The organism is Streptomyces sp. NPDC111744 (assembly GCF_055634995.1).
In genome coordinates this window covers 260272-278886 of record NZ_JBVKCG010000005.1, presented here as the reverse complement: position 1 = coordinate 278886, position 18615 = coordinate 260272, and the positions used below count along the sequence as shown (strand labels likewise).

Below are 18615 nucleotides of genomic sequence, written 5' to 3'. Positions count from 1 at the left end.
CGGTTTCTCTTGGCTGAGTTCATTTACACCATGCGCAAGGCGCGCAAAGCGCACGGCGACAAGGTGATCCTCGACGACGTCACCCTGAGCTTCCTGCCGGGGGCGAAGATCGGCGTCGTCGGTCCGAACGGCGCCGGTAAGTCGACTGTGCTGAAGATCATGGCGGGGCTGGAGCAGCCGTCCAACGGTGACGCCTTCCTCTCGCCCGGTTACAGCGTCGGCATCCTGATGCAGGAGCCCACGCTCACCGAGGACAAGACCGTCCTGGAGAACGTCCAGGAGGGCGTCGCCGAGATCAAGGGCAAGCTCGACCGGTTCAACGAGATCGCCGAGCTGATGGCGACGGACTACTCCGACGCCCTGCTCGACGAGATGGGCAAGCTCCAGGAGGAGCTGGACCATGCCAACGCCTGGGACCTCGACGCCCAGCTGGAGCAGGCCATGGACGCGCTGGGCTGCCCGCCCGGCGACTGGGCCGTCACCAACCTCTCCGGTGGTGAGAAGCGCCGCGTCGCGCTCTGCAAGCTGCTCCTGGAGGCCCCCGACCTGCTGCTCCTCGACGAGCCCACCAACCACCTCGACGCCGAGTCGGTGAACTGGCTGGAGCAGCACCTCGCCAAGTACGCGGGCACCGTCGTGGCCATCACCCACGACCGGTACTTCCTGGACAACGTCGCCGAGTGGATCCTCGAACTCGACCGCGGCCGCGCCTACCCGTACGAGGGCAACTACTCCACCTACCTGGAGACCAAGGCCACCCGCCTCAAGGTCGAGGGCCAGAAGGACGCCAAGCGGCAGAAGCGCCTCAAGGAAGAGCTGGAGTGGGTCCGCTCCAACGCCAAGGGGCGGCAGGCCAAGTCCAAGGCCCGTCTCGCGCGGTACGAGGAGATGGCCGCCGAGGCCGACAAGATGCGGAAGCTGGACTTCGAGGAGATCCAGATCCCGCCGGGCCCGCGCCTGGGCAACGTCGTCGTAGAGGTCGACAAGCTCAACAAGGCATTCGGGGAGAAGGTCCTCGTCGACGGGCTCTCCTTCACGCTGCCGCGCAACGGGATCGTCGGGGTCATCGGCCCCAACGGCGCCGGCAAGACCACGCTCTTCAAGATGATCCAGGGGCTGGAGACGCCGGACTCCGGTGACATCAAGGTCGGCGAGACCGTCAAGATCTCCTACGTCGACCAGGGCCGCTCCAACCTCGACCCGAAGAAGACGCTGTGGGAGGTCGTGTCCGACGGGCTCGACTACATCAACGTCGGCCAGGTCGAGATGCCGAGCCGGGCGTACGTGTCGGCGTTCGGCTTCAAGGGCCCGGACCAGCAGAAGCCGACCGGCGTCCTCTCCGGCGGTGAGCGCAACCGCCTCAACCTCGCGCTCACCCTCAAGCAGGGCGGCAACCTGCTGCTCCTCGACGAGCCGACCAACGACCTGGACGTGGAGACCCTCTCCAGCCTGGAGAACGCGCTCCTCGAGTTCCCGGGCTGCGCCGTGGTCGTCTCCCACGACCGCTGGTTCCTGGACCGTGTCGCCACCCACATCCTCGCCTACGAGGGCGAGTCCAAGTGGTTCTGGTTCGAGGGCAACTTCGAGTCGTACGAGAAGAACAAGATCGAGCGGCTCGGTCCGGACGCCGGCCGCCCGCACCGTGCCACCTACAAGAAGCTGACCCGGGGCTGATCGGTCTTGCGCCACATCTATCGCTGCCCCCTGCGCTGGTCCGACATGGACGCGTACGGCCATGTCAACAACGCGGTCTTCATCCGCTACCTGGAGGAAGCCCGCATCGACTTCCTGTTCCGCCCGGAAAAGGATTTCAAGCAGGGGTCGGTGGTGGCCCGCCACGAGATCGACTACAAGCGGCAGCTCGTCCACCGGCACCACCCGGTCGACATCGAGCTGTGGATCACCGAGATCAGGGCCGCGTCCTTCACCATCACCTACGAGGTGAAGGACGACGACCTGATCTACGTACGTGCCTCCACCGTGGTCGTGCCGTTCGACTTCGAGACGGGCCGGCCGCGCCGGATCACCGCCGAGGAGCGGGACTTCCTGGAGGAGTACCGGGATGACGCCAAGGAGGAGGCCGTCGCCGTATGACGGTGCTCCACCTGGCCGACGACGGGGAGGCGGCGGACCTCGCGGCCTTCCTCTCCCGGCTGCTCCACTACGACCGCTCAGCCGCCGTACGCCTCCAGGCGGCAGGCACCGCGCTCGCCGTCTTCGGCCGGCCCCCGTCCTTCGAGGTGCTGGCGATCCGCGCGGTGCGGCTGGCGAAGCCGTACGAGCGGGGTCTCGACGTCATGCTCGATGTGACCGTCTCGGCAGGGGAGTTGCTGGAGTCGGTGGACGAGCAGGCCGCCACGGCCGGGGTGCCGGGGGCGGTCACCGGACCGCCGTGGGCGGGTGTGCTGCCCCCGCGCGGTGGCTGGCAGCCCGAGCCGGGGCTGCCCGGGCCCCAGGCGCTACAGGCCACGGTGGCGGCCGCGGTGGGTGAATTCCGGTCCCGCACAGCGGGGTTGGCGCCGCAGAGCCGTACCCGGGCCGAACTCGACCGGATCGGGCGGGACATCTGGTCCCGGACGGTCGGCGATACCGGGCTTCCGGTACGCGCCGTGCACGCGGCCCAGTCGCTGCGCTTCCTGCGCCCGGCCGAAGAGGCCGTGCTGCTCTCCGCGGGAGCATGGCTGCGGCTGCGCACGCCGTTCGGCTCGATCGCCGTACGGCGCGCCGGGCTCGGGGCGCTGGACGTCAGCGTCCGCTGAGCCGACGTCCCGCGGTCACTCCGGGGTGTTCACCATCGAGGCGGCCGCGTAGGTGAGGTAGTTCCAGAGGGTCTCCTGGTGCTCCTCGGAGAGGCCCAGCTCGTCCACGGCCACCCGCATGTGCCGCAGCCAGGCGTCGTGCGCCGCCCGGTCCACGGTGAACGGGGCGTGCCGCATCCGCAGCCGCGGGTGGCCGCGGTTGTCGCTGTACGTCGTGGGGCCGCCCCAGTACTGGATGAGGAACAGGGTGAGCCGCTCCTCGGCCGGACCCAGGTCCTCCTCCGGGTACATCGGCTTGAGGAGCGGGTCCCCGGCGACGCCCTCGTAGAAACGGTGGACCAGCCGACGGAAGGTCTCCTCCCCGCCGACCTGCTCGTAGAAGGTCTTCTCCTGAAGCGTGCCGCGCCGAATCTCTCTCACCCCTACATGGTCTCAGACGCGGTGACCGAGGACTCAAGGCTTAGGACCTGCCGCAGGGGCGGGGCTCTAGGGTGGACGCATGGGCGCCCATGACCCGGAGATCCCGGAGATTTCGGACATCGAGGGGCTTGCCGCCGTGGCGCGGGGCGAGCTGGTTCGCGAGATCGACGCCGAGGGGGTCTGGGCGGCCGAGCCGGTGTGGCGGGAGGCGTTTCAGGCGGTGCCCCGGCATCTGTTCGTGCCGTACTACTACGTCGCCGGGGCGCGCGGCTGTGAGCGCCGGTGGGGCCAGAGCCCCGATCCCGAGGCCCGGGAACGCTGGGTGCGGGGTGCCTACGAGGACGCTCCGCTGGCCACCCGGCTGCGCGACGGTGAGCTGCTGTCATCCAGCAGCCAGCCCTCGCTGATGGCGCGGATGCTCGTCGCGCTGCGGGTGGCCGACGGTGACCGGGTGCTGGAGATCGGGGCGGGGACCGGGTACAACGCGGCGCTGCTGGCCCATCGGCTCGGCGACGACGATCTTGTGACCACGGTGGATGTGGATCCGGAGATCACCGAGTCGGCGCGGCGGCATCTGGCCGCGGCCGGTTGCCGGCCGGCCGTCGTCACGGGGGACGGCGCGCGGGGGGTGCCCGAGCGTGCGCCGTTCGACCGGATCATCGCGACGTGTGCGCTGCCGAGTGTGCCACGGGCGTGGGTCGCTCAGTGCGTGGCGGGGGCGCGCATTCTCGCGCCGGTGGCCACGGGGTTGCTGGCGCTGACCGTGCGCGGTGGAGGGTGCGCCGAGGGCCGGTTTCTGCCGTCCGCCGCGTTCTTCGTGCCCTTGCGCGGGGTGGGGAGGGCGGGGGCGGGGGATGTCGGCGGGGTGCCGTTCCGGGCTCTTGAGGACGAGCTGTTCCAGTTCCTGGCGGAGCTGACCCGGGGGGTGCTCAGCCCTCGGGAGGCCTACGAGGTGTGGGAGCGGGAGGGGATGCCCGGGCGGGAGCGGTACGGGGTCACGGTGGAGAAGGACGGGGAGTGGGTGTGGCTGGACGACCGGGAGGGGCCGTGCGTCTGGCCTCTCCCGGTCTGAGCCCCGTACGGGGTGCTACAAGCTCAGCCTCGCCGGACGGTGATCGTCGTCCAGGCGCCCACGTGGACCCGGTCCCCGTCCTGCAACGGCACCGGGACGAACGGCTGGATCGGTTCCTCGCCGCCGTTCACCGTCGTGCCGTTCGTCGAGTTCTGGTCGACGACCGCCCAGCTGCCGTCCGGCTGCTGGACCAGTACCGCGTGCTGGTGCGAGACGCCCGGGTCCTCCGGCGGCACCGACAGGTCGATGTCGGGGGTGTCGCCGGTGGAGTGCCGGCGGCGGCCGATGGTGACCTGGTTGCCGGCGAGCGTGCGCTGCTGCTCCGGGGAGTACGCGGGCAGGTTGAGGCCGGCCGCCTCCGGGCCCGAGCGCTGCATCATCGCCATGAAGTACTCACGGTCCGGGCCGATCGTCGCCGTCCAGGTCGCCGGGCCCTGAGGGGCCTGCGGGAAGCCGGAACCGGCCGGGCCGGGCTGCGGGTAGCCGTAGCCGCCGCCGGGACGGGCGCCCGGGGCGCCGGACGCGCCGGGCGACGGCGGGGAGATCACCCAGTCGTCGTCGGCGCCGCCGAAGGACGGCCCGCCGGCCGGAGGCCTGCCGGTCTCCTGCGGGAAGCCGGGCGGCGCGGGCGGGGCCGACTGCTGGAAGGCACCGGGAGCGCCGCCGGCGGTCGCGCCGGGAGCGCCGGGCGGCGGGACCGGCGGCCGGGACGGATCCCCGCCGCCGAAGGGACCGGCGGCCGGGCCACCGGAAGGGTCGCGGGTGAAGGGGCCGGAGGCCTGTCCGGCACCGGGGGCGCTGCCGAAGGCGGAGGGGCCGCCGGCGTTCTGGCCCGGAGCGCCACCGAACGACGGAGGCGGAGCCGAAGGACCACGCTCGCCACCGAAGGGCGGCGGCCCCGACTGACCACGGTCACCACTGAAGGCCGAGGCAGCGGGCGGGCCGGAGGGGTCGCGGTCGCTTCCGAACGCCGGGGGTCCGGACTGGCCGCGGTCGCCACCGAATGCGGGCGGGCCGGAAGGGCTCCGGTCGTTGCCGGGCCCGGACTGGCCGCCGCGGTCGCCGCCGAACGCCGGAGGAGCGGGCGGGCCGGAGGGGTCGCGGTCGCTTCCGAACGCCGGGGGTCCGGACTGGCCGCGGTCGCCACCGAACGCGGGCGGGCCGGAACGGCCCCGGTCGTTGCCGAAGGCCGGAGGCGCCGGCGGACCCGACGGGCCGCCGCCGCGCTCGTTCGCGAACGGGGTCGGCCCCGAGGGCTCGCTGCCGAAGGAGGGGATCGGCTCGGCCGGACGGTTCATCTGGGACGGTCGCGAGCCCTGGTACTCGTACGAGTCGGTGTTCCCGCCGTACGACGGCGGGGTGGGCGGCCGGAAGGTCGGCGCGGCCGGGCCGCCGCCCGCGGGCGGGCGCGGGGCGGCCGGGGTGTACGAGGTTGCCGTGTTGGTCAGGAAGTTCCAGCGGCACTCCTCGCAGAACGGCGCACCGCCCTCCCGGGGCGTGCGGCACTGCGGGCACAGCTCCGGCTCGGGCGCGTTCGGCACGGCGGACAGGTGCCGGTTACCGGCGGGGCCGCCGGCCGGGGCGCCGGGCGCGGGCGGCGGGAAACCGTAGCCGCCGGCGGTCGGCGGGGGCGGCGGGGGCACGGCACCGGCCATGCGGTGACCGCACACCTCGCACCAGTCGTCGGAACCCGACTGGTGTCCGTTCGGGCAGGTCGGCATGTCGGTGGTTCCCTCTCTGTCAGGTTTGTCCTGAGCCTGTCTGGGTGTCGCGTGTGCTGTCAGGTCACTTCTTTACACGAACAGTCTTTGTGGACCTTGTCTCGAGAGTCATCTCGTCGGCCTCCGCAACCCTCGCCTTCAATCGCACAGTACCTGTCCGGGCGTCGACCACGTCCACCACCTTCGCAAGCAGTTTCGCAGTATCCGCGTTCCCGGAGGCACTGGCGAGCTGAACGGCTCGGCCCAGTTTGGCCGTTGCTCCATCCATATCGCCCGCTTTGCGAAGGTCGAGCCCTTGTTGGATGGCTTGTGCCAGTTCGGCCTGGCCGGTGTAGTGGGCGACCTGGGGGTTGATGGAGGTCGAGGCGACCATGTCGTCCGTCCACACCGCCCTGATCAGCCCCTGGGCGCCCAGGTTCTGGACGCTGCCGTCGGGCTGCGGGACGACCAACGACACCCGGGCGGCGAGCATTTCCTGGCCGAGGCCGGCCGTCGGGACCTCCACGCAGATGTGGTAGTCGCGGGACTCGTCGCCCCAGGAGCCGGTCGGGTAGTCCCCGGCGCGCGGCCCCGCCTCGGTGCGGCGACCGGTCAACTCCTCGACCGTGGGCGCCACTTGCTTGACGAACTTGATCGTCGTGCCGACCGGGGTCCACAGGCGCAGCGCTACGTCCGCGACCTCCTTGCCCATCGCCGTCTCCATCATCTGTGTGAAGTCGGCTGCCAGGCCCGTGGGGTCGGCGACGATGTCGGCGGTGCCGAGGAGTGCGGAGGCGATCCCTGTGACTTCTTTCACTTCCCAGTCGGTGCCCACACCGCGGGCGTCACAGGTGAACCGTCCGGCGCAGGAGTCCAGGGCGGCTTTGAGGTCCTCCGGCGACTCGTGCTCGTTACGGCCGTCGGTGAGCAGGATGCCGTGCCGGATCGTGACGTCCGCCGAGGACAGCAGCCGGTCGGCGAGGCGCAGCCAGGTCCCGATCGCCGTACCGCCGCCCGCGCTCAGCCTGCGCAGTGCCTGCTTGGCCTGCTCCCGGGTGGTGCGGTCGGCCACCGCGAGCCGGCCGCCGCCCGGGTAGACCTCCTTGGCGACGTGCGTGCCGCCGATCACCGCGAAGTGCGTGCCGTCGCGCAGGGTGTCGATCGCGGCCGCGGTGGCGTCCCGCGCGTTGCGCATCTTGGTCGGCGGGTAGTCCATCGAGCCCGAGCAGTCGACCATGACCGCCACCCCGGCGGCCGGCCCCTGCCCGGGCGCGTACGACGTGCCGACCGCGCTGCCGACGGTGCCGCCGCCGGTCGACGTCACCGTGGCGATCGCGTTGACCTCGCGGCCCCCGTCCGGCAGGTACTCGTTCTGGTACACGTCCACCGAGAACTGCGGCGCGTTCGACTTCGAGAAATTGGCCATGACTGCTCTGGTCCCCCTCCACCCCACGCGTGGTGGGTGCTGACGGTGTGCGGACCGGTCCCCTCCGGTCCGCGGGTGCTTCCCCTGTGCTGCCCCGAAACCCGCTCCTGGTTCCCCGTTTACGGCCGTTTTGCGCGGCCTCAGGCGGATCCTGCCCCCTGCGGCGGCGCCGGGAACGGGAGCAGCGCCACTGTTACGTTGTCGTGGCCCCCGCCGTCCAGGGCGTGGCCGACCAGGACCCGGGCCGCGTGCAGCGGCCGTACGGCCGCGTCGGCGGGGACGACCTCGGACATCTCCTCGGCCGACTCCGCGTAGTTCCACAGGCCGTCCGTGCACACCACCACCACACCAGGCCGGTCCGGCTTGAAGGAAGCAGTGTGCGGCTCCAGTTCGTAGGCGTCCGCGCCGAGCCAGCCGGTGATCGCGTGGGCGCGCTCGTCGGCGTACGCCTCGGCCTCGCTCATCAGTCCCGCGGCCACCATCTGCGCCGCCCAGGAGTCGTCCTCGGTGAGCCGGGCCGCCGGTGCGCCGCGGTCCACCGGCACCCAGTAGGCGCGGCTGTCGCCGACCCACCCGACGACCAGCAGGCCCGCGGTGACGATCGAGCCGACGATCGTGCACGCCGGGGCGTTCTGGTGCGGGGTGTGCTCGCGGGCGGAGGGAGGCTCCTCGGCGAGGGCGTTGACGGCCTGGGAGGCGACGACGATCGCCTCGTGCATCGCCGCCTGCGGGTGTGTGCCCTGCGGCAGCGCGGCCAGCAGCGCCTCGGACGCGGCCCGGGAGGCGGCCAGCGAGGCCTCGTCGGGACGGGTCGCCGAGGAGACGCCGTCGCAGACGACCGCGAGCACCGCCGGGGTGCCGTCGGGCAGCGCGGTGCGGCCGACGGTGAACGCGTCCTCGTTGCGGTGGTGGCGCAGCCCGCGGTCGCTGACGGCGGCCACCGGGCCGGACTCCTGCTCCATGTGATCGCGTTCGCGCGGCTGAGCGTGCCCGCAGTTCTCGCAGTAGCCGTCGTCGTCGACCCGGCCCGCCCGGCAGGCCACGCACACCTTCGGCAACTCGGCGGTCTCGGCGGTGTCGGCGGTGTCGGTGGTCTCCGCGGTCTCCGTGGCGGAGGCGGCCACCCGCGGGTCCGGCGCCTGCAGCGCGTAGTCCTCGTCGGGCTCCGGCGGCCGGTCGAAACGCACCCCGGGGGCCGGCGGCACCGGCGAACCGTACGCCGGCGTCCCCGGCAGCGGCGTGCCGCCCGAGTCCGTGCCGGGCAGGTCCGTCGGCAGATGCGGGGCCGCGGACGGGCCCGAGCTGTCCGGCTCGGGCGGTGGCCAGTCCACGCCGGAGGCACCCATGGTGAGGGTCGGGTGGTCCTGCGGCGCGGCGGGCACGGCCGACAGGTCGTACCCGCACGCACCGCAGAACAGGTCACCCGATTCGAGCGGCTCCGCGCAGCTCGGGCACTTCGCCGGTGCGGCCTGCTGGGGCATCTGCGACATCAACTACACCCACGTCCGGGGGCGGTAACGGTTGGCCCGTTCCACCAGGTCGATCCTCTCCTCACCGCCGGTCGCCAGTCTGGCCAGCGTGCGGTACGAGCGCTCCAGGCCGAAGCGGAGGCCCCGCTCGTCCAGACCGCTGCCGAGCAGCACCCGGCTGCCGACGGCGGGCTGTACGCCCTGGCCTCCGGAGAGTATCCAGTCCAGCGCGCAGCCGAGGACTTCCGCCGACAACTGCTCGCGGCGTGCCGGATCCAGACCGTACGCGTCCAGCGCCTCGATCTGCCCCGCGGCGGCCGTCAGATCCTCCAGGAACGGAGTGTCGTCGGGCGTCGCGGTCCGGTGCCGCAGCCGCGCCCGTACGGCCGCCACCCGGGCCGCCGTGTAGTGGGTCGACGCCTCCGGCACCGATTCCAGGGTACGCACGGCAGCGCGCCGGTCCCCGGCCGCCAGCTGCACCCGGGCCAGACCGAAGGCGGAGCTCACGAAGCTCGGGTCGGTCGCCCACACCAGCCGGTAGTACTCGGCCGCGTTGTCCAGCTGGCCGAGCACCTCCGCGCACAGGCCGAGCGCCAGCTTGGGCGCGGTCTCGCCGGGGAAGGCGTCGTAGATCGCGTCGAAGGACAGCGCGGCGCCCTCGAAGTCCCCGGTGACCAGGGCGGTCACGCCCCGGTACCAGACCACCCGCCAGTCGTCGGGCTGTTCGTCCTCCAGCCGGCCGAGCGTCGACAGCGCGGCCTCGAAGTCGCCGTTCTCCAGCCGTGCGCGGATCTGGCGCAGCCGGGTCTCGACCGACTGTGTCGGCGCCGCGGTCAGCGCGCCGATCAGGCTGACCTCGCCCGCTCCCGTGGTCGTGAGGCCTGCCAGGAAACCGGCGTTCGGGTCGTTCGGGTCGACCAGCGGGACCGGCAGGGCGAGGGCGGCGGCCGGTGTGGGGACGGGCCTGACCAGGGCGGGGGAGGCCGGGACGCCCCCGTTGGCCCGGGCTTCGGCCGCTCCCGGTGGCTCCAGGGCGAGTGTTCTGGAGGCCACCGCCCGTGCTCCCAGCCGGGACACCTCGCCGTCCAGCTTCGGGAACAGCTCGGTGTCCGTGACCTTGACCTCGGGCCCGAACAGCGTCGACAGGGCGGGCCGGGCCTTGCCGGTCTGCACCGACACGACCTCGCGCAGCACGCCGGTCAGCTGCTCGGCCATCTCCTGCGCGGAGGCGAACCGGCGGGCCGGGTCGGGGTCGGTGGCCCGGACCAGCAGCCGGTAGAAGGACTCGTACTGCCGGAACACCTCGATGTTGTCCGGGTCGGGCAGCGAGTCGACGAAGACGGTCGTGTAGCCCTGGAAGTCGAAGGTGAGAACGGCGAGCGTACGGCCGACGGTGTACAGGTCGGACGCGACCGACGGGCCGGCCTCGGCGACCTCCGGGGCCTGGTAGCCGACCGTGCCGTAGATCGCCGACTCGTCGTCGTCCATGCGGCGCACCGCGCCCATGTCGATCAGCTTGAGCTGGTCCTCGGTCTGGATGGCGTTGTCGACCTTGAAGTCGCAGTACAGCAGGTTGCGGCTGTGCAGATGGCCGAGGGCTTCGAGCGCCTCGATGCCGTAGGCGCACGCCTGCTCCACCGGCAGCGGGTCGCGGCGGCCCTCCGGGGTACGCCGGTCGTTGGCGATCTCCTTCAGGGACTTGCCGCCGACGTACTCCATGACGATGTAGCCGTCGAGCGAGCCGGTGCGCTGGTCGAGATGCTCGACGAAGTTGTAGATCCGGACGATGTTGGCGTGCTCGATCTCCGCGAGGAACCGCCGCTCGGAGATCGCGGCGGCCATCGCGTCCTGGTCGCCGGTGTCGAGCAGGCCCTTGAGCACCACCCAGCGGTCGGACACGGCCCGGTCCACGGCGAGGTAGATCCAGCCGAGCCCGCCGTGTGCGATACAGCCCACGACCTCGTACTGGCCGTGCACGACGTCAGCGGCCTTCAGCTTCGGCACGAACGAGTACGGGTTGCCGCACTTGGTGCAGAACCCCTCGGTGCGGCCCGGCCGGTCACCGCGGCCCCGGCCGACCGGCGCCCCGCAGTCCGAACGCGAGCAGAATCGCTTCCGCTCGGGCACCTCGGGGTTCTCGAGGACCATCGCGCGCGGGTCCGGCTTGGGCACCTGCGGGACCGTGACCAGCCCCGCGCCCAGCCTGCTGCGCCCCGATGCGCTCGTCGACGAACCGGAGCTGCGCACCGACACCGAACGGCCCGTCGACTTGCCCGACAGGGACCGCGAGAGCCGCCCGGAGACCGAGCGCCGTGACTTCGACGACTGCGACGAGGTACGCGCGCTGCGGCTGCTGGAGCGTGAACTCCCGCTGCTCGCCGACTCCCGGCCGCCGGCCGTGATCCCGGTGGGCGGCGAGCCGACCATCCCGCTCCCCGAGACGACCGGGGCCAGACCGCAGGTGTCGCAGTACAGCTCTCCGCCGCCGACGTCCTCGTACGCCCCCTCGCAGCCCGGCCGCTGGCACGACTGTCCCGCCTGACTCATGGCTACTTCTCCCCCCTACGGTCCTCGGGACCGCTCTGCTGCGGCACCCGCGGCGTGCCCAGCGCCTCGGCCGCCGCCTGCTGGTAGCGCAGCACCGCCTGCTCCGCGACCCGCAGATCGCAGGGCGCGCTCCACAGCATCCGCCGGGCCGCGTCGTACCGCTCGATCAGGAACGGGTCCTCCGCCAGCCCGTGCCGGGTCACCTTCGCCCGGTACGCGTCCAGTCGGCCGCGCAGCTCCGCGCGCACCGCCAGCGGCGCGGTGACCGCCGTCAACGACTCACGGGCGCGCAGCAGTTCGTCCTCCGCCTTCTGCTCCAGGGACTCCAGGAGCGGCGATAGCCGGTGCCACTGCGCCGTCCTGCGGTACTCGGCGGCCGTCGCCAGCTGCTCCTGCAGCGCGGTCGGCGGGCCGCTGACCACCGGTACCTCGGTCGCCGCGATCTTCGCCAGCACCTCGCCGCGCGCGGTACGTGCCTCGGCGAGCGTGCGGTCCGCGCGGGACAGCACGTCCCGCAGCCTGATCAGCCGGGCCTCCGCGTCCTGCCGTACCGTCAGCACGGCGTCGATCTCCCGCCGCACCTCCTCCAGCGCCCGCGCCTCCCGGTCGTACACCGTGGTGTCCGGCCGGCCGCCGCCCGGCGCCGAACTGCCCTGCGCCGGAACCCAGAAGCCCAGCGGGTCCGACACGACGTCCTCGCGGAGCCTGGTCAGGGTGCGGGTGATCCGCTCCAGGTCGTCGCCCGCCGGGTGCTCGCCCGGGCGCACCCCGACGGAGTGCGCCAGCTTGCGGGTGCGCTGCAGCTCGGCGGCGAGTAAATCGATCCGCGCGGGCAGCGCCGACCACACCGCGTCGGCGGTGACGACCATGTCCAGCGAGGTCGCGTACAGCTCGTTCATCCGGTCGACCAGGGTCACCAGCGAGAAACGCTCGCTGAGCCGGCCGGCCGCCGACAGCGGCGTCGGCGCGTTCGCCGTCGCCGTGGCGCTGCCCGCCACCGTCACCGACTCGCCGCGCAGCAGCTCGGTCAGCTCCACCAGGTCCTCACGGCTGGACCAGCGGCGCCGCGCCCTGATCTCCCGGGCGCTGCGCAGTATGTCCGTGTACGCGTCGAAGTACGCCCACAGCAGGGTGATCGACGCCTCGGCGGTCGTCCACCGCTCCCGGGTGGTCCCGGTCAGCTCGGCGCCTTCGAGGAGCCGGCGGCCCGCGTGGTCCTGAAGGGCGAGCAGCGAGGTCTCGATCGCCTCGTGCTCCGCGCCGAGCCGCGCCAGCGCACGGTCCACCTCGTCCCGGTCCATCACCGGCCCGGCGGGGTCCGTGACGCCCATCGATCACCTCTCGCTTGCTTGTCGGGACCGGCCCTGCGGATGCGGGTCAGCTTGTGCGCAGGTACTGCGGCGCGGATGGTTTCGACGCCGTCGAGTCCGCTCCCAGTGTCGCCGACAGCCACTTGTCGTACGACGCCTGCCAGCCGTCGGCCCGGTAGTCCACCAGGATCTGATTGACCCGGCGTACCAGATCGGTCGCATCCTTCTTCATCGCCACGCCGTAGTACTCGGTGGTGAAGGCCGCGCCCTTGAGTTCGATCGTCGGGTCCTGGGCGGCCTGGCTCGCCGCCAGCGCGCCGTCGGTCACCACGGCGTCGACCTCACCGAGCTGGAGCCTTACCAGACAGTCCAGTTGGTTGGGGACGACGGTGATCCCGAGCGACGAGGGCAGCTTCCCGGACTTCCGGTCGGCGTCCACCTTGGCGTAGGCCGTCGAACTGGCCGCCGTGCAGACCCTTTTGTTCACCAGTGTCGCGTTGTACCCGGTGACCGGCGACGACTTGGGCGCCAGCACCTGCTGGCCGGTCTTGAAGTACGGCGCGGAGAACGCCACGTCCTTCAGCCGGTCGCAGTTGATGGTCATCGTGCGGACCACCATGTCGACCCTGCCGTACTGGATCGCCGGTATCCGCTGGCTGGTCGGAATCGCCTTGAACTGCACCGCGTTCGGGTCGCCGAGGATGTCCTGGGCGATCCGGTGCACCAGGTCGATGTCGAAACCCTCCAGCTCCGCACCCGAGTTGTTCGGATTGCGGTAGCCCCAGCGGTAACTGTTCTGGTCGACCCCGACGACCAGCTTCCGCTTGGCACCCGTACGGGCCTTGATGGCGTCGATCGTCGTACCGTCCGCGCCCGACGGCGACCAGGTCTCGTTCTGCGCCTGGGAGTCGACACAGCCGTCGGCCTTCGCCGGGCTGCCGGTCGCCAGCCCCGGACCGCCCAGCCCCTCGCCCGGGCCGCTCCGCCCGGCGGACTGGGCGAGGGGCAGCAGCAGGACGAACGCCAGCGCCAGAGCGCAGCCGACCGCCATCGCGCCCACTCCGCCCCAGCCGCGCAGGGAGGCCCTCATTCTCTGCACGAACATCGCCACGCCCCCTCTCACCGGTACTCCGAAAGCCTGCGCCCGATGCCGAACAGCGCGCCCGACGCCGCCGCCACACCCAGCATGGCGGCACCGATCGGCAGCCCGGACATCGCGTCCCGCCCGTCGGTGGCCCGCGACTGGAACTCGGCCTCCTCGTGGGCCAGAGCGTTCTTCAGGTTCGTGTCGACGCTGTCGAAACACTCGGCGGTCGCGCCCTTGGCGCCTATCACCTTGTCCAGCGCCGCCTGGTAGTCGCCGTTCTCGTCCGCGGTGCGGGCGTCGGTGTGCCGCTCCTTCCACACCTTCATGTTCCCCTCGGCCGCCTGCACGGGCTTGCTGCCCGCCGAGTCGTCGGCGAGCGCCGCGGCCTGGGTGAGGCCCTTGCCGAGGGCGGTCATGTCCTTGTCGAAGTCGTAGTAGTACGCGTCGTACGTCTCACCGTCGACCGTGACCGTCTCCGCGCCCCGCGCGACCAGGCTGAGGTTCTCGTTCCCCCGGGCCTTCAGGGAGGCGATCCGGGCGTCGTGCAACACGTTCAGCGAGCGGACGCCGTGGTCGTAGGAGCCGTCCAGGCCGGCGCGGGCGAAGGTGTGGCCGACGACCAGCCACAGCAGCGTGACGACGGTGGCCGCGGAGGCGGCGACCAGGCCCTGGTTGAGCACACGGTTCGTACGGCGGTAGTGGCGCAGCTGGGCCCAGGCGAGCGCGGCGAGGGCGAGGAGGCCGAGGACCATGGCCGCCCACGGGTACGGGGTCGCGTCCGCGTAGTCGGACGACAGCCGCGCGTTCTCCTTCGTGTAGAGATCCTCCGCCGCCGGGAGCATCTCCTTCTGCATCTTCTCGTTCGCGTACCGCAGATAGGCGCCGCCGACCGGGTAGCCCTGCCGGTTGTAGACCCTGGCCCGCTCGACGAGCCCCTTGTACTCCGGGAGCAGCTTGTTCAGCTTCGTCACGGCCGCCTCGGAGGGGGAGCCGGACTCGGAGTTGGCGGCGGCGGTGACCAGCTTGGCGGCGGCGGTCCGGATGTCCGTCTCGTACCGCTGCCGGGAGGCGGCCGTCTCCTGGCCGCCCGCCAGGAAGCCGCTGGAAGCCGCGGTGTTGGCGTCCGCGAGCGAACGGTAGATGTCGGCCGCGCCCGAGCTGAGCGGCTGGCTGCGGTGCAGCACGTCGTCGGCGGCGGCCGCGCGGTCGGTCATCTGCCAGGCGGTGACGGCACCGAAGGCGACGATCAGGACGGCCAGGACGGCGCCGATGACGCGCAGCCGGCCCGGTTCCGTCGTCGTCGCCGCCCGCAACCGGTCGACGGCTTCCGCGAATGCGGTGCGGCGCGCCGCGGTGGGGGAGGGCGGACGGTACTGGGCGGGCACGGCTGGCCGGGTGGGCAGGGCGGAGCCTGCGCCTGGCGGTGCCGCGCTCTTGGTCGGCGGGTGTGTCACTTGACCTCCCCCATGGTCATCCGGTCGCCGCCCAGTATCGCCGCCCGGACTGACATTGGGCACCGGCCTTCACTGGATCTTGATCCGATCGCAGCGGAACCCCTGCCCATGAATACGCCGGGGGAATCGGTTCGGTTCCGGAGGGGTGAATCGGTGGCGTTCGCGGCGCGGGTGGGCGCAGCGGCACCCGGTCGGGCCGGTGAGCGACCCCACCCGCCCGCGGCCCCCACCCACCGTCACCCTTCGAAGTACGCCCGCACCCTCCCCTGCACCTCGGCCCCCAGCCCCACCGCGTCCAGCCCCAGCAGCGCAGCTCCCAGCACCGGTCGCGCCGTCACCACTCTCGGTACCGCTTTCGGCGCACGCGCCGCCAGCAGCTCCCGTACGCCGTCGTCCAGTTGTGGGTGACCGCCCGTCAGTACGCCGCCCCCCAGCAGCACCGGCGTCTCCTCGTCCAGCAGGTCGAGGCGGGTCAGGGCGACCGTGGCCATCGTCGCGACCTCCTGTGCCAGCCGGTCCACCACCGAGCGGGCGACGGGATCGCCGTCGGCGGCCGTGGCGAACAGGACCGGTGTCAGCTCGTGCCGGCGGCCGTGCTCGACGTGCTCCAGGTGCAGCGCCTCGATCAGCGCGTACATGGACGGCAGCCCGAAATGGGCCGGGAGGGTGCGGACCAGGGCCGTCGGCTCGCCGCGGCCGTCCTCCGCCCGAGCCGCGTACCAGAGGGCCTCCTCTGCCAGGCCCCAACCGCCGCCCCAGTCACCGGAGATGCGCCCGATCGCGGGGAAGCGGGCGGTGCGGCCGTCGGGGCGCATGCCGACGCAGTTGATGCCCGCCCCGCACACCACGGCAACGCCCCGGGGCTCGGCCACGCCCGCCCGCAGGATCGCGAAGGTGTCGTTGCGGACGGTCACCGAACCGCCCCAGTCACGAGCGGCCAGCGCGGCGGCCAACTGCTTCTCCTCCACCGGCAGATCGGCGTTGGCGAGGCAGGCGGAGACATGGGCGACCGAGGTGACACCGGCGGCGGCGTACGCCTCGGCGACCGCCGCCGCCACCTCGTCCACGGCCTGCTCCACACCCACCACCGGCGGCCGGAAGCCGCCGCCGCGCGCCGTGGCGAGGACCTCGCCGTCCGCCGCCACCACCGCGACATCGGTCTTGCTGTTGCCCGCGTCGATGGCGAGGACACTTGCGGTCAGGCCCACGCGAGGTGCTCCCGGTTGTGCGCGATCAGCTGGTCGGTGAGGGCTTCGGCGTACTCGTACTGGCCGATGAGGGGGTGCGAGAGGAGGGCCCGGAAGACGCGGTCGCGGCCGCCGCGCAGCGCCGCCTCCAGGGCCAGTTCCTCGTACGCCGTCACGTTCGCGACCAGGCCGGCGAAGAGCGGGTCGACGTCCGGTACGGGCAGCGGTACGGGGCCGCCCGCGCCGACCGCCGCCTGTACCTCGATCACCGCGTCGTCGGGGAGGAAGGGGAGCGTGCCGCCGTTGTAGGTGTTCACCACCTGGTAGGGGTTGCCGGCGCCGCCGAGCAGCGCCGCCGCCAGGTCCACCGCGGCCTCCGAGTAGTACGCGCCGCCCCGCTTGGCGAGCAGCTCGGGCTTCTCGTCCAGGGCCGGGTCGCCGTACATCTCCAGCAACTGCTTCTCCATCGCGGCCACTTCGGAGGCACGGGACGGCTTGGTGCGCAGCTCCCGTACCACCTCGTCGTGCGCGTAGAAGTAGCGCAGGTAGTAGGAGGGGATCACGCCGCCCAGGCGGTCCAGGAGTGCCGTCGGCAGCTTCAGGTCCGCGGCGATCGTGTCGCCGTGCTCCGCGAGCAGCTTGGGCAGGACGTTGTCGCCCTCGGGACCGCCGAGGCGGACCGCCGTCTCCCAGGTGAGGTGGTTGAGGCCGAGGTGGTCGAGATGGATCTCGGACGGCGTGACACCGAGCAGCTTCGCGAACTTCCGCTGGAAGCCGATCGCCACGTTGCACAGTCCGACCGCCCGGTGCCCGGCCTGGAGCAGGGCGCGGGTCACGATCCCCACCGGGTTGGTGAAGTCGATGATCCAGGCGTTCGGGTTGGCCCGCCGGACGCGTTCGGCGATGTCCAGGACGACGGGGACGGTCCGCAGGGCCTTGGCGAGCCCGCCGGCGCCGGTCGTCTCCTGGCCGATGCAGCCGCACTCCAGCGGCCAGGTCTCGTCCTGCTGCCGGGCCGCCTGGCCGCCGACGCGCAGCTGGAGCAGCACCGCGTCGGCTCCCTCGACACCCGCGTCCAGGTCGGAGGTGGTGACGACACGGCCGCTGTGGCCCTGCTTGGCGAAGATACGGCGGGCCAGCCCGCCCACCAGTTCCAGGCGCTCGGCGGCCGGGTCCACCAGGACCAGTTCCTCGATGGGCAGGGTGTCCCTGAGCCGTGCGAAGCCGTCGATGAGTTCGGGGGTGTAGGTCGAGCCGCCGCCGACCACGGTGAGTTTCATACCAGGGTTAACCCTTCACTCCGGTGAGCGTGACGCCCTCGACGAACGCCTTCTGGGCGAAGAAGAACACGAGGATCACGGGGGCCATGACCAGTACGGTCGCGGCCATGGTGAGGTTCCAGTCGGTGTGGTGCATGCCCTTGAACGACTCCAGGCCGTAGGACAGCGTCCAGGCGCCCGGGTTCTCCGAGGCGTAGATCTGGGGGCCGAAGTAGTCGTTCCAGGCGTAGAAGAACTGGAAGAGGGCGACGGCGGCGATGCCCGGTTTCGCCATGGGGACCACCACCCGCAGCAGGGTCCGCAGGTCGCCGCAGCCGTCCACCTTCGCCGCGTCCAGGTACTCGTTCGGGATCGTCGTCAGGAACTGGCGCAGCAGGAAGATGGAGAACGCGTCGCCGAACGCCATCGGGACGATCAGCGGCCACAGGGTGCCGGAAAGACCGAGCTGCTTCGCCCAGAACAGGTACATAGGGATGATGATCACCTGCGGTGGCAGCATCATCATCGAGATCACCAGCATGAGTGAGAGATTCCGGCCCCGGAAGCGGAACTTCGCGAGCGCGTACGCCACCGGCAGCGAGGAGACGACGGTCAGGACGGTGCCCAGACCGGCGTAGAAGAGCGTGTTCCGCCACCAGGTCAGAAAGCCGGGGGTGTCGAAGACCTTCCGGTAGTTGCCCCACTCCCAGGTGTGCGGGATCAGGTCCCGGCTGAGCGCCTGGCTGTCGCTCATCAGCGAGGTCAGGAAGACGAACACGAAGGGGAGGATGAAGAAGAGGGCGGCGGCGACGCCGAGGGAGTGGACCGCCACCCAGTTCAGCAACGCCTTGCGGCGGGCGGTGCGTTCGGCCGCCGTCATCGGTTGCGGGGTCACGTCCACCGGCCGGTCCAGTACCTGGGCCAT

General features: G+C 71.9%; 16 protein-coding genes. 5 read left to right on the top strand and 11 right to left on the bottom strand.

From position 1 onward, the window contains the following. Positions 1–9 precede the first annotated feature (9 nt). From ettA to ACZ7OO_RS13930, 3 genes are read left to right on the top strand one after another with little or no spacing between them, the layout of a single operon-like run. Positions 10–1674, top strand: coding sequence for an energy-dependent translational throttle protein EttA (gene ettA, locus ACZ7OO_RS13940; protein WP_471504591.1), 1665 nt, complete (start codon positions 10–12; stop codon positions 1672–1674). A gap of 6 nt (positions 1675–1680) precedes the next feature. Continuing rightward, complete coding sequence (locus ACZ7OO_RS13935; protein ID WP_471504589.1) at positions 1681–2094, top strand: acyl-CoA thioesterase; 414 nt, start codon at positions 1681–1683, stop codon at positions 2092–2094. Beyond that, a complete protein-coding gene (locus ACZ7OO_RS13930) occupies positions 2091–2759 on the top strand; it encodes a DUF8010 domain-containing protein (RefSeq protein ID WP_471504587.1) in 669 nt (222 codons plus the stop codon). The genes ACZ7OO_RS13935 and ACZ7OO_RS13930 overlap by 4 nt, the downstream gene beginning before the upstream one ends. Before the next feature lie 15 nt (positions 2760–2774). Here the strand turns inward: ACZ7OO_RS13930 and ACZ7OO_RS13925 are convergent, their stop codons facing one another. Continuing rightward, on the bottom strand, positions 2775–3179 hold the full coding sequence (locus ACZ7OO_RS13925; RefSeq protein WP_352220601.1) for a globin: 405 nt from the start codon (positions 3177–3179) through the stop codon (positions 2775–2777). Positions 3180–3258: 79 nt separating this feature from the next. On the opposite strand from ACZ7OO_RS13925, the gene ACZ7OO_RS13920 reads away from it, so the two are divergent. Continuing rightward, entirely contained in the window at positions 3259–4251 is a 993-nt protein-coding gene (locus tag ACZ7OO_RS13920; RefSeq protein ID WP_471504586.1) for a methyltransferase domain-containing protein, read from the top strand. Positions 4252–4274: 23 nt separating this feature from the next. On the opposite strand, the gene ACZ7OO_RS13915 is transcribed toward ACZ7OO_RS13920, so the two are convergent. The 4 genes from ACZ7OO_RS13915 to ACZ7OO_RS13900 all read right to left on the bottom strand — a co-directional run bounded on the left by ACZ7OO_RS13915 (position 4275) and on the right by ACZ7OO_RS13900 (position 11018). Next, positions 4275–5972, bottom strand: coding sequence for an FHA domain-containing protein (locus ACZ7OO_RS13915; RefSeq protein ID WP_471504584.1), 1698 nt, complete (start codon positions 5970–5972; stop codon positions 4275–4277). 64 nt (positions 5973–6036) lie between these two features. Then, positions 6037–7377 carry a vWA domain-containing protein gene (locus ACZ7OO_RS13910; RefSeq protein ID WP_471504583.1) on the bottom strand — a complete coding sequence of 447 codons (1341 nt, stop codon included), beginning with the start codon at positions 7375–7377 and terminating at the stop codon, positions 6037–6039. Positions 7378–7517: 140 nt separating this feature from the next. Beyond that, positions 7518–8870 carry a PP2C family serine/threonine-protein phosphatase gene (locus ACZ7OO_RS13905; RefSeq protein ID WP_471504581.1) on the bottom strand — a complete coding sequence of 451 codons (1353 nt, stop codon included), beginning with the start codon at positions 8868–8870 and terminating at the stop codon, positions 7518–7520. Beyond that, complete coding sequence (locus ACZ7OO_RS13900; RefSeq protein WP_471504580.1) at positions 8871–11018, bottom strand: serine/threonine-protein kinase; 2148 nt, start codon at positions 11016–11018, stop codon at positions 8871–8873. Between the two features lie 10 nt (positions 11019–11028). On the opposite strand from ACZ7OO_RS13900, the gene ACZ7OO_RS13895 reads away from it, so the two are divergent. Next, a complete protein-coding gene (locus ACZ7OO_RS13895) occupies positions 11029–11388 on the top strand; it encodes a hypothetical protein (protein ID WP_471504578.1) in 360 nt (119 codons plus the stop codon). A 7-nt stretch (positions 11389–11395) separates the two neighbouring features. Here the strand turns inward: ACZ7OO_RS13895 and ACZ7OO_RS13890 are convergent, their stop codons facing one another. The 6 genes from ACZ7OO_RS13890 to ACZ7OO_RS13865 form a co-directional block, all read right to left on the bottom strand. Beyond that, complete coding sequence (locus tag ACZ7OO_RS13890) at positions 11396–12724, bottom strand: hypothetical protein (RefSeq protein WP_471504576.1); 1329 nt, start codon at positions 12722–12724, stop codon at positions 11396–11398. A 46-nt stretch (positions 12725–12770) separates the two neighbouring features. After that, positions 12771–13808: a glutamate ABC transporter substrate-binding protein gene (locus ACZ7OO_RS13885; protein ID WP_471504574.1), complete on the bottom strand. Its 1038-nt coding sequence runs from the start codon at positions 13806–13808 to the stop codon at positions 12771–12773. A 14-nt stretch (positions 13809–13822) separates the two neighbouring features. Further along, entirely contained in the window at positions 13823–15244 is a 1422-nt protein-coding gene (locus tag ACZ7OO_RS13880) for a hypothetical protein (protein ID WP_471504572.1), read from the bottom strand. Positions 15245–15480: 236 nt separating this feature from the next. Then, positions 15481–16452 (bottom strand): N-acetylglucosamine kinase, encoded by a 972-nt coding sequence (locus ACZ7OO_RS13875; RefSeq protein ID WP_471504571.1) that lies wholly within the window; start codon positions 16450–16452, stop codon positions 15481–15483. After that, positions 16443–17711: a 6-phospho-beta-glucosidase gene (locus ACZ7OO_RS13870; RefSeq protein ID WP_471504569.1), complete on the bottom strand. Its 1269-nt coding sequence runs from the start codon at positions 17709–17711 to the stop codon at positions 16443–16445. The genes ACZ7OO_RS13875 and ACZ7OO_RS13870 overlap by 10 nt, the downstream gene beginning before the upstream one ends. Before the next feature lie 7 nt (positions 17712–17718). Next, entirely contained in the window at positions 17719–18615 is an 897-nt protein-coding gene (locus ACZ7OO_RS13865) for a carbohydrate ABC transporter permease (RefSeq protein ID WP_471504567.1), read from the bottom strand.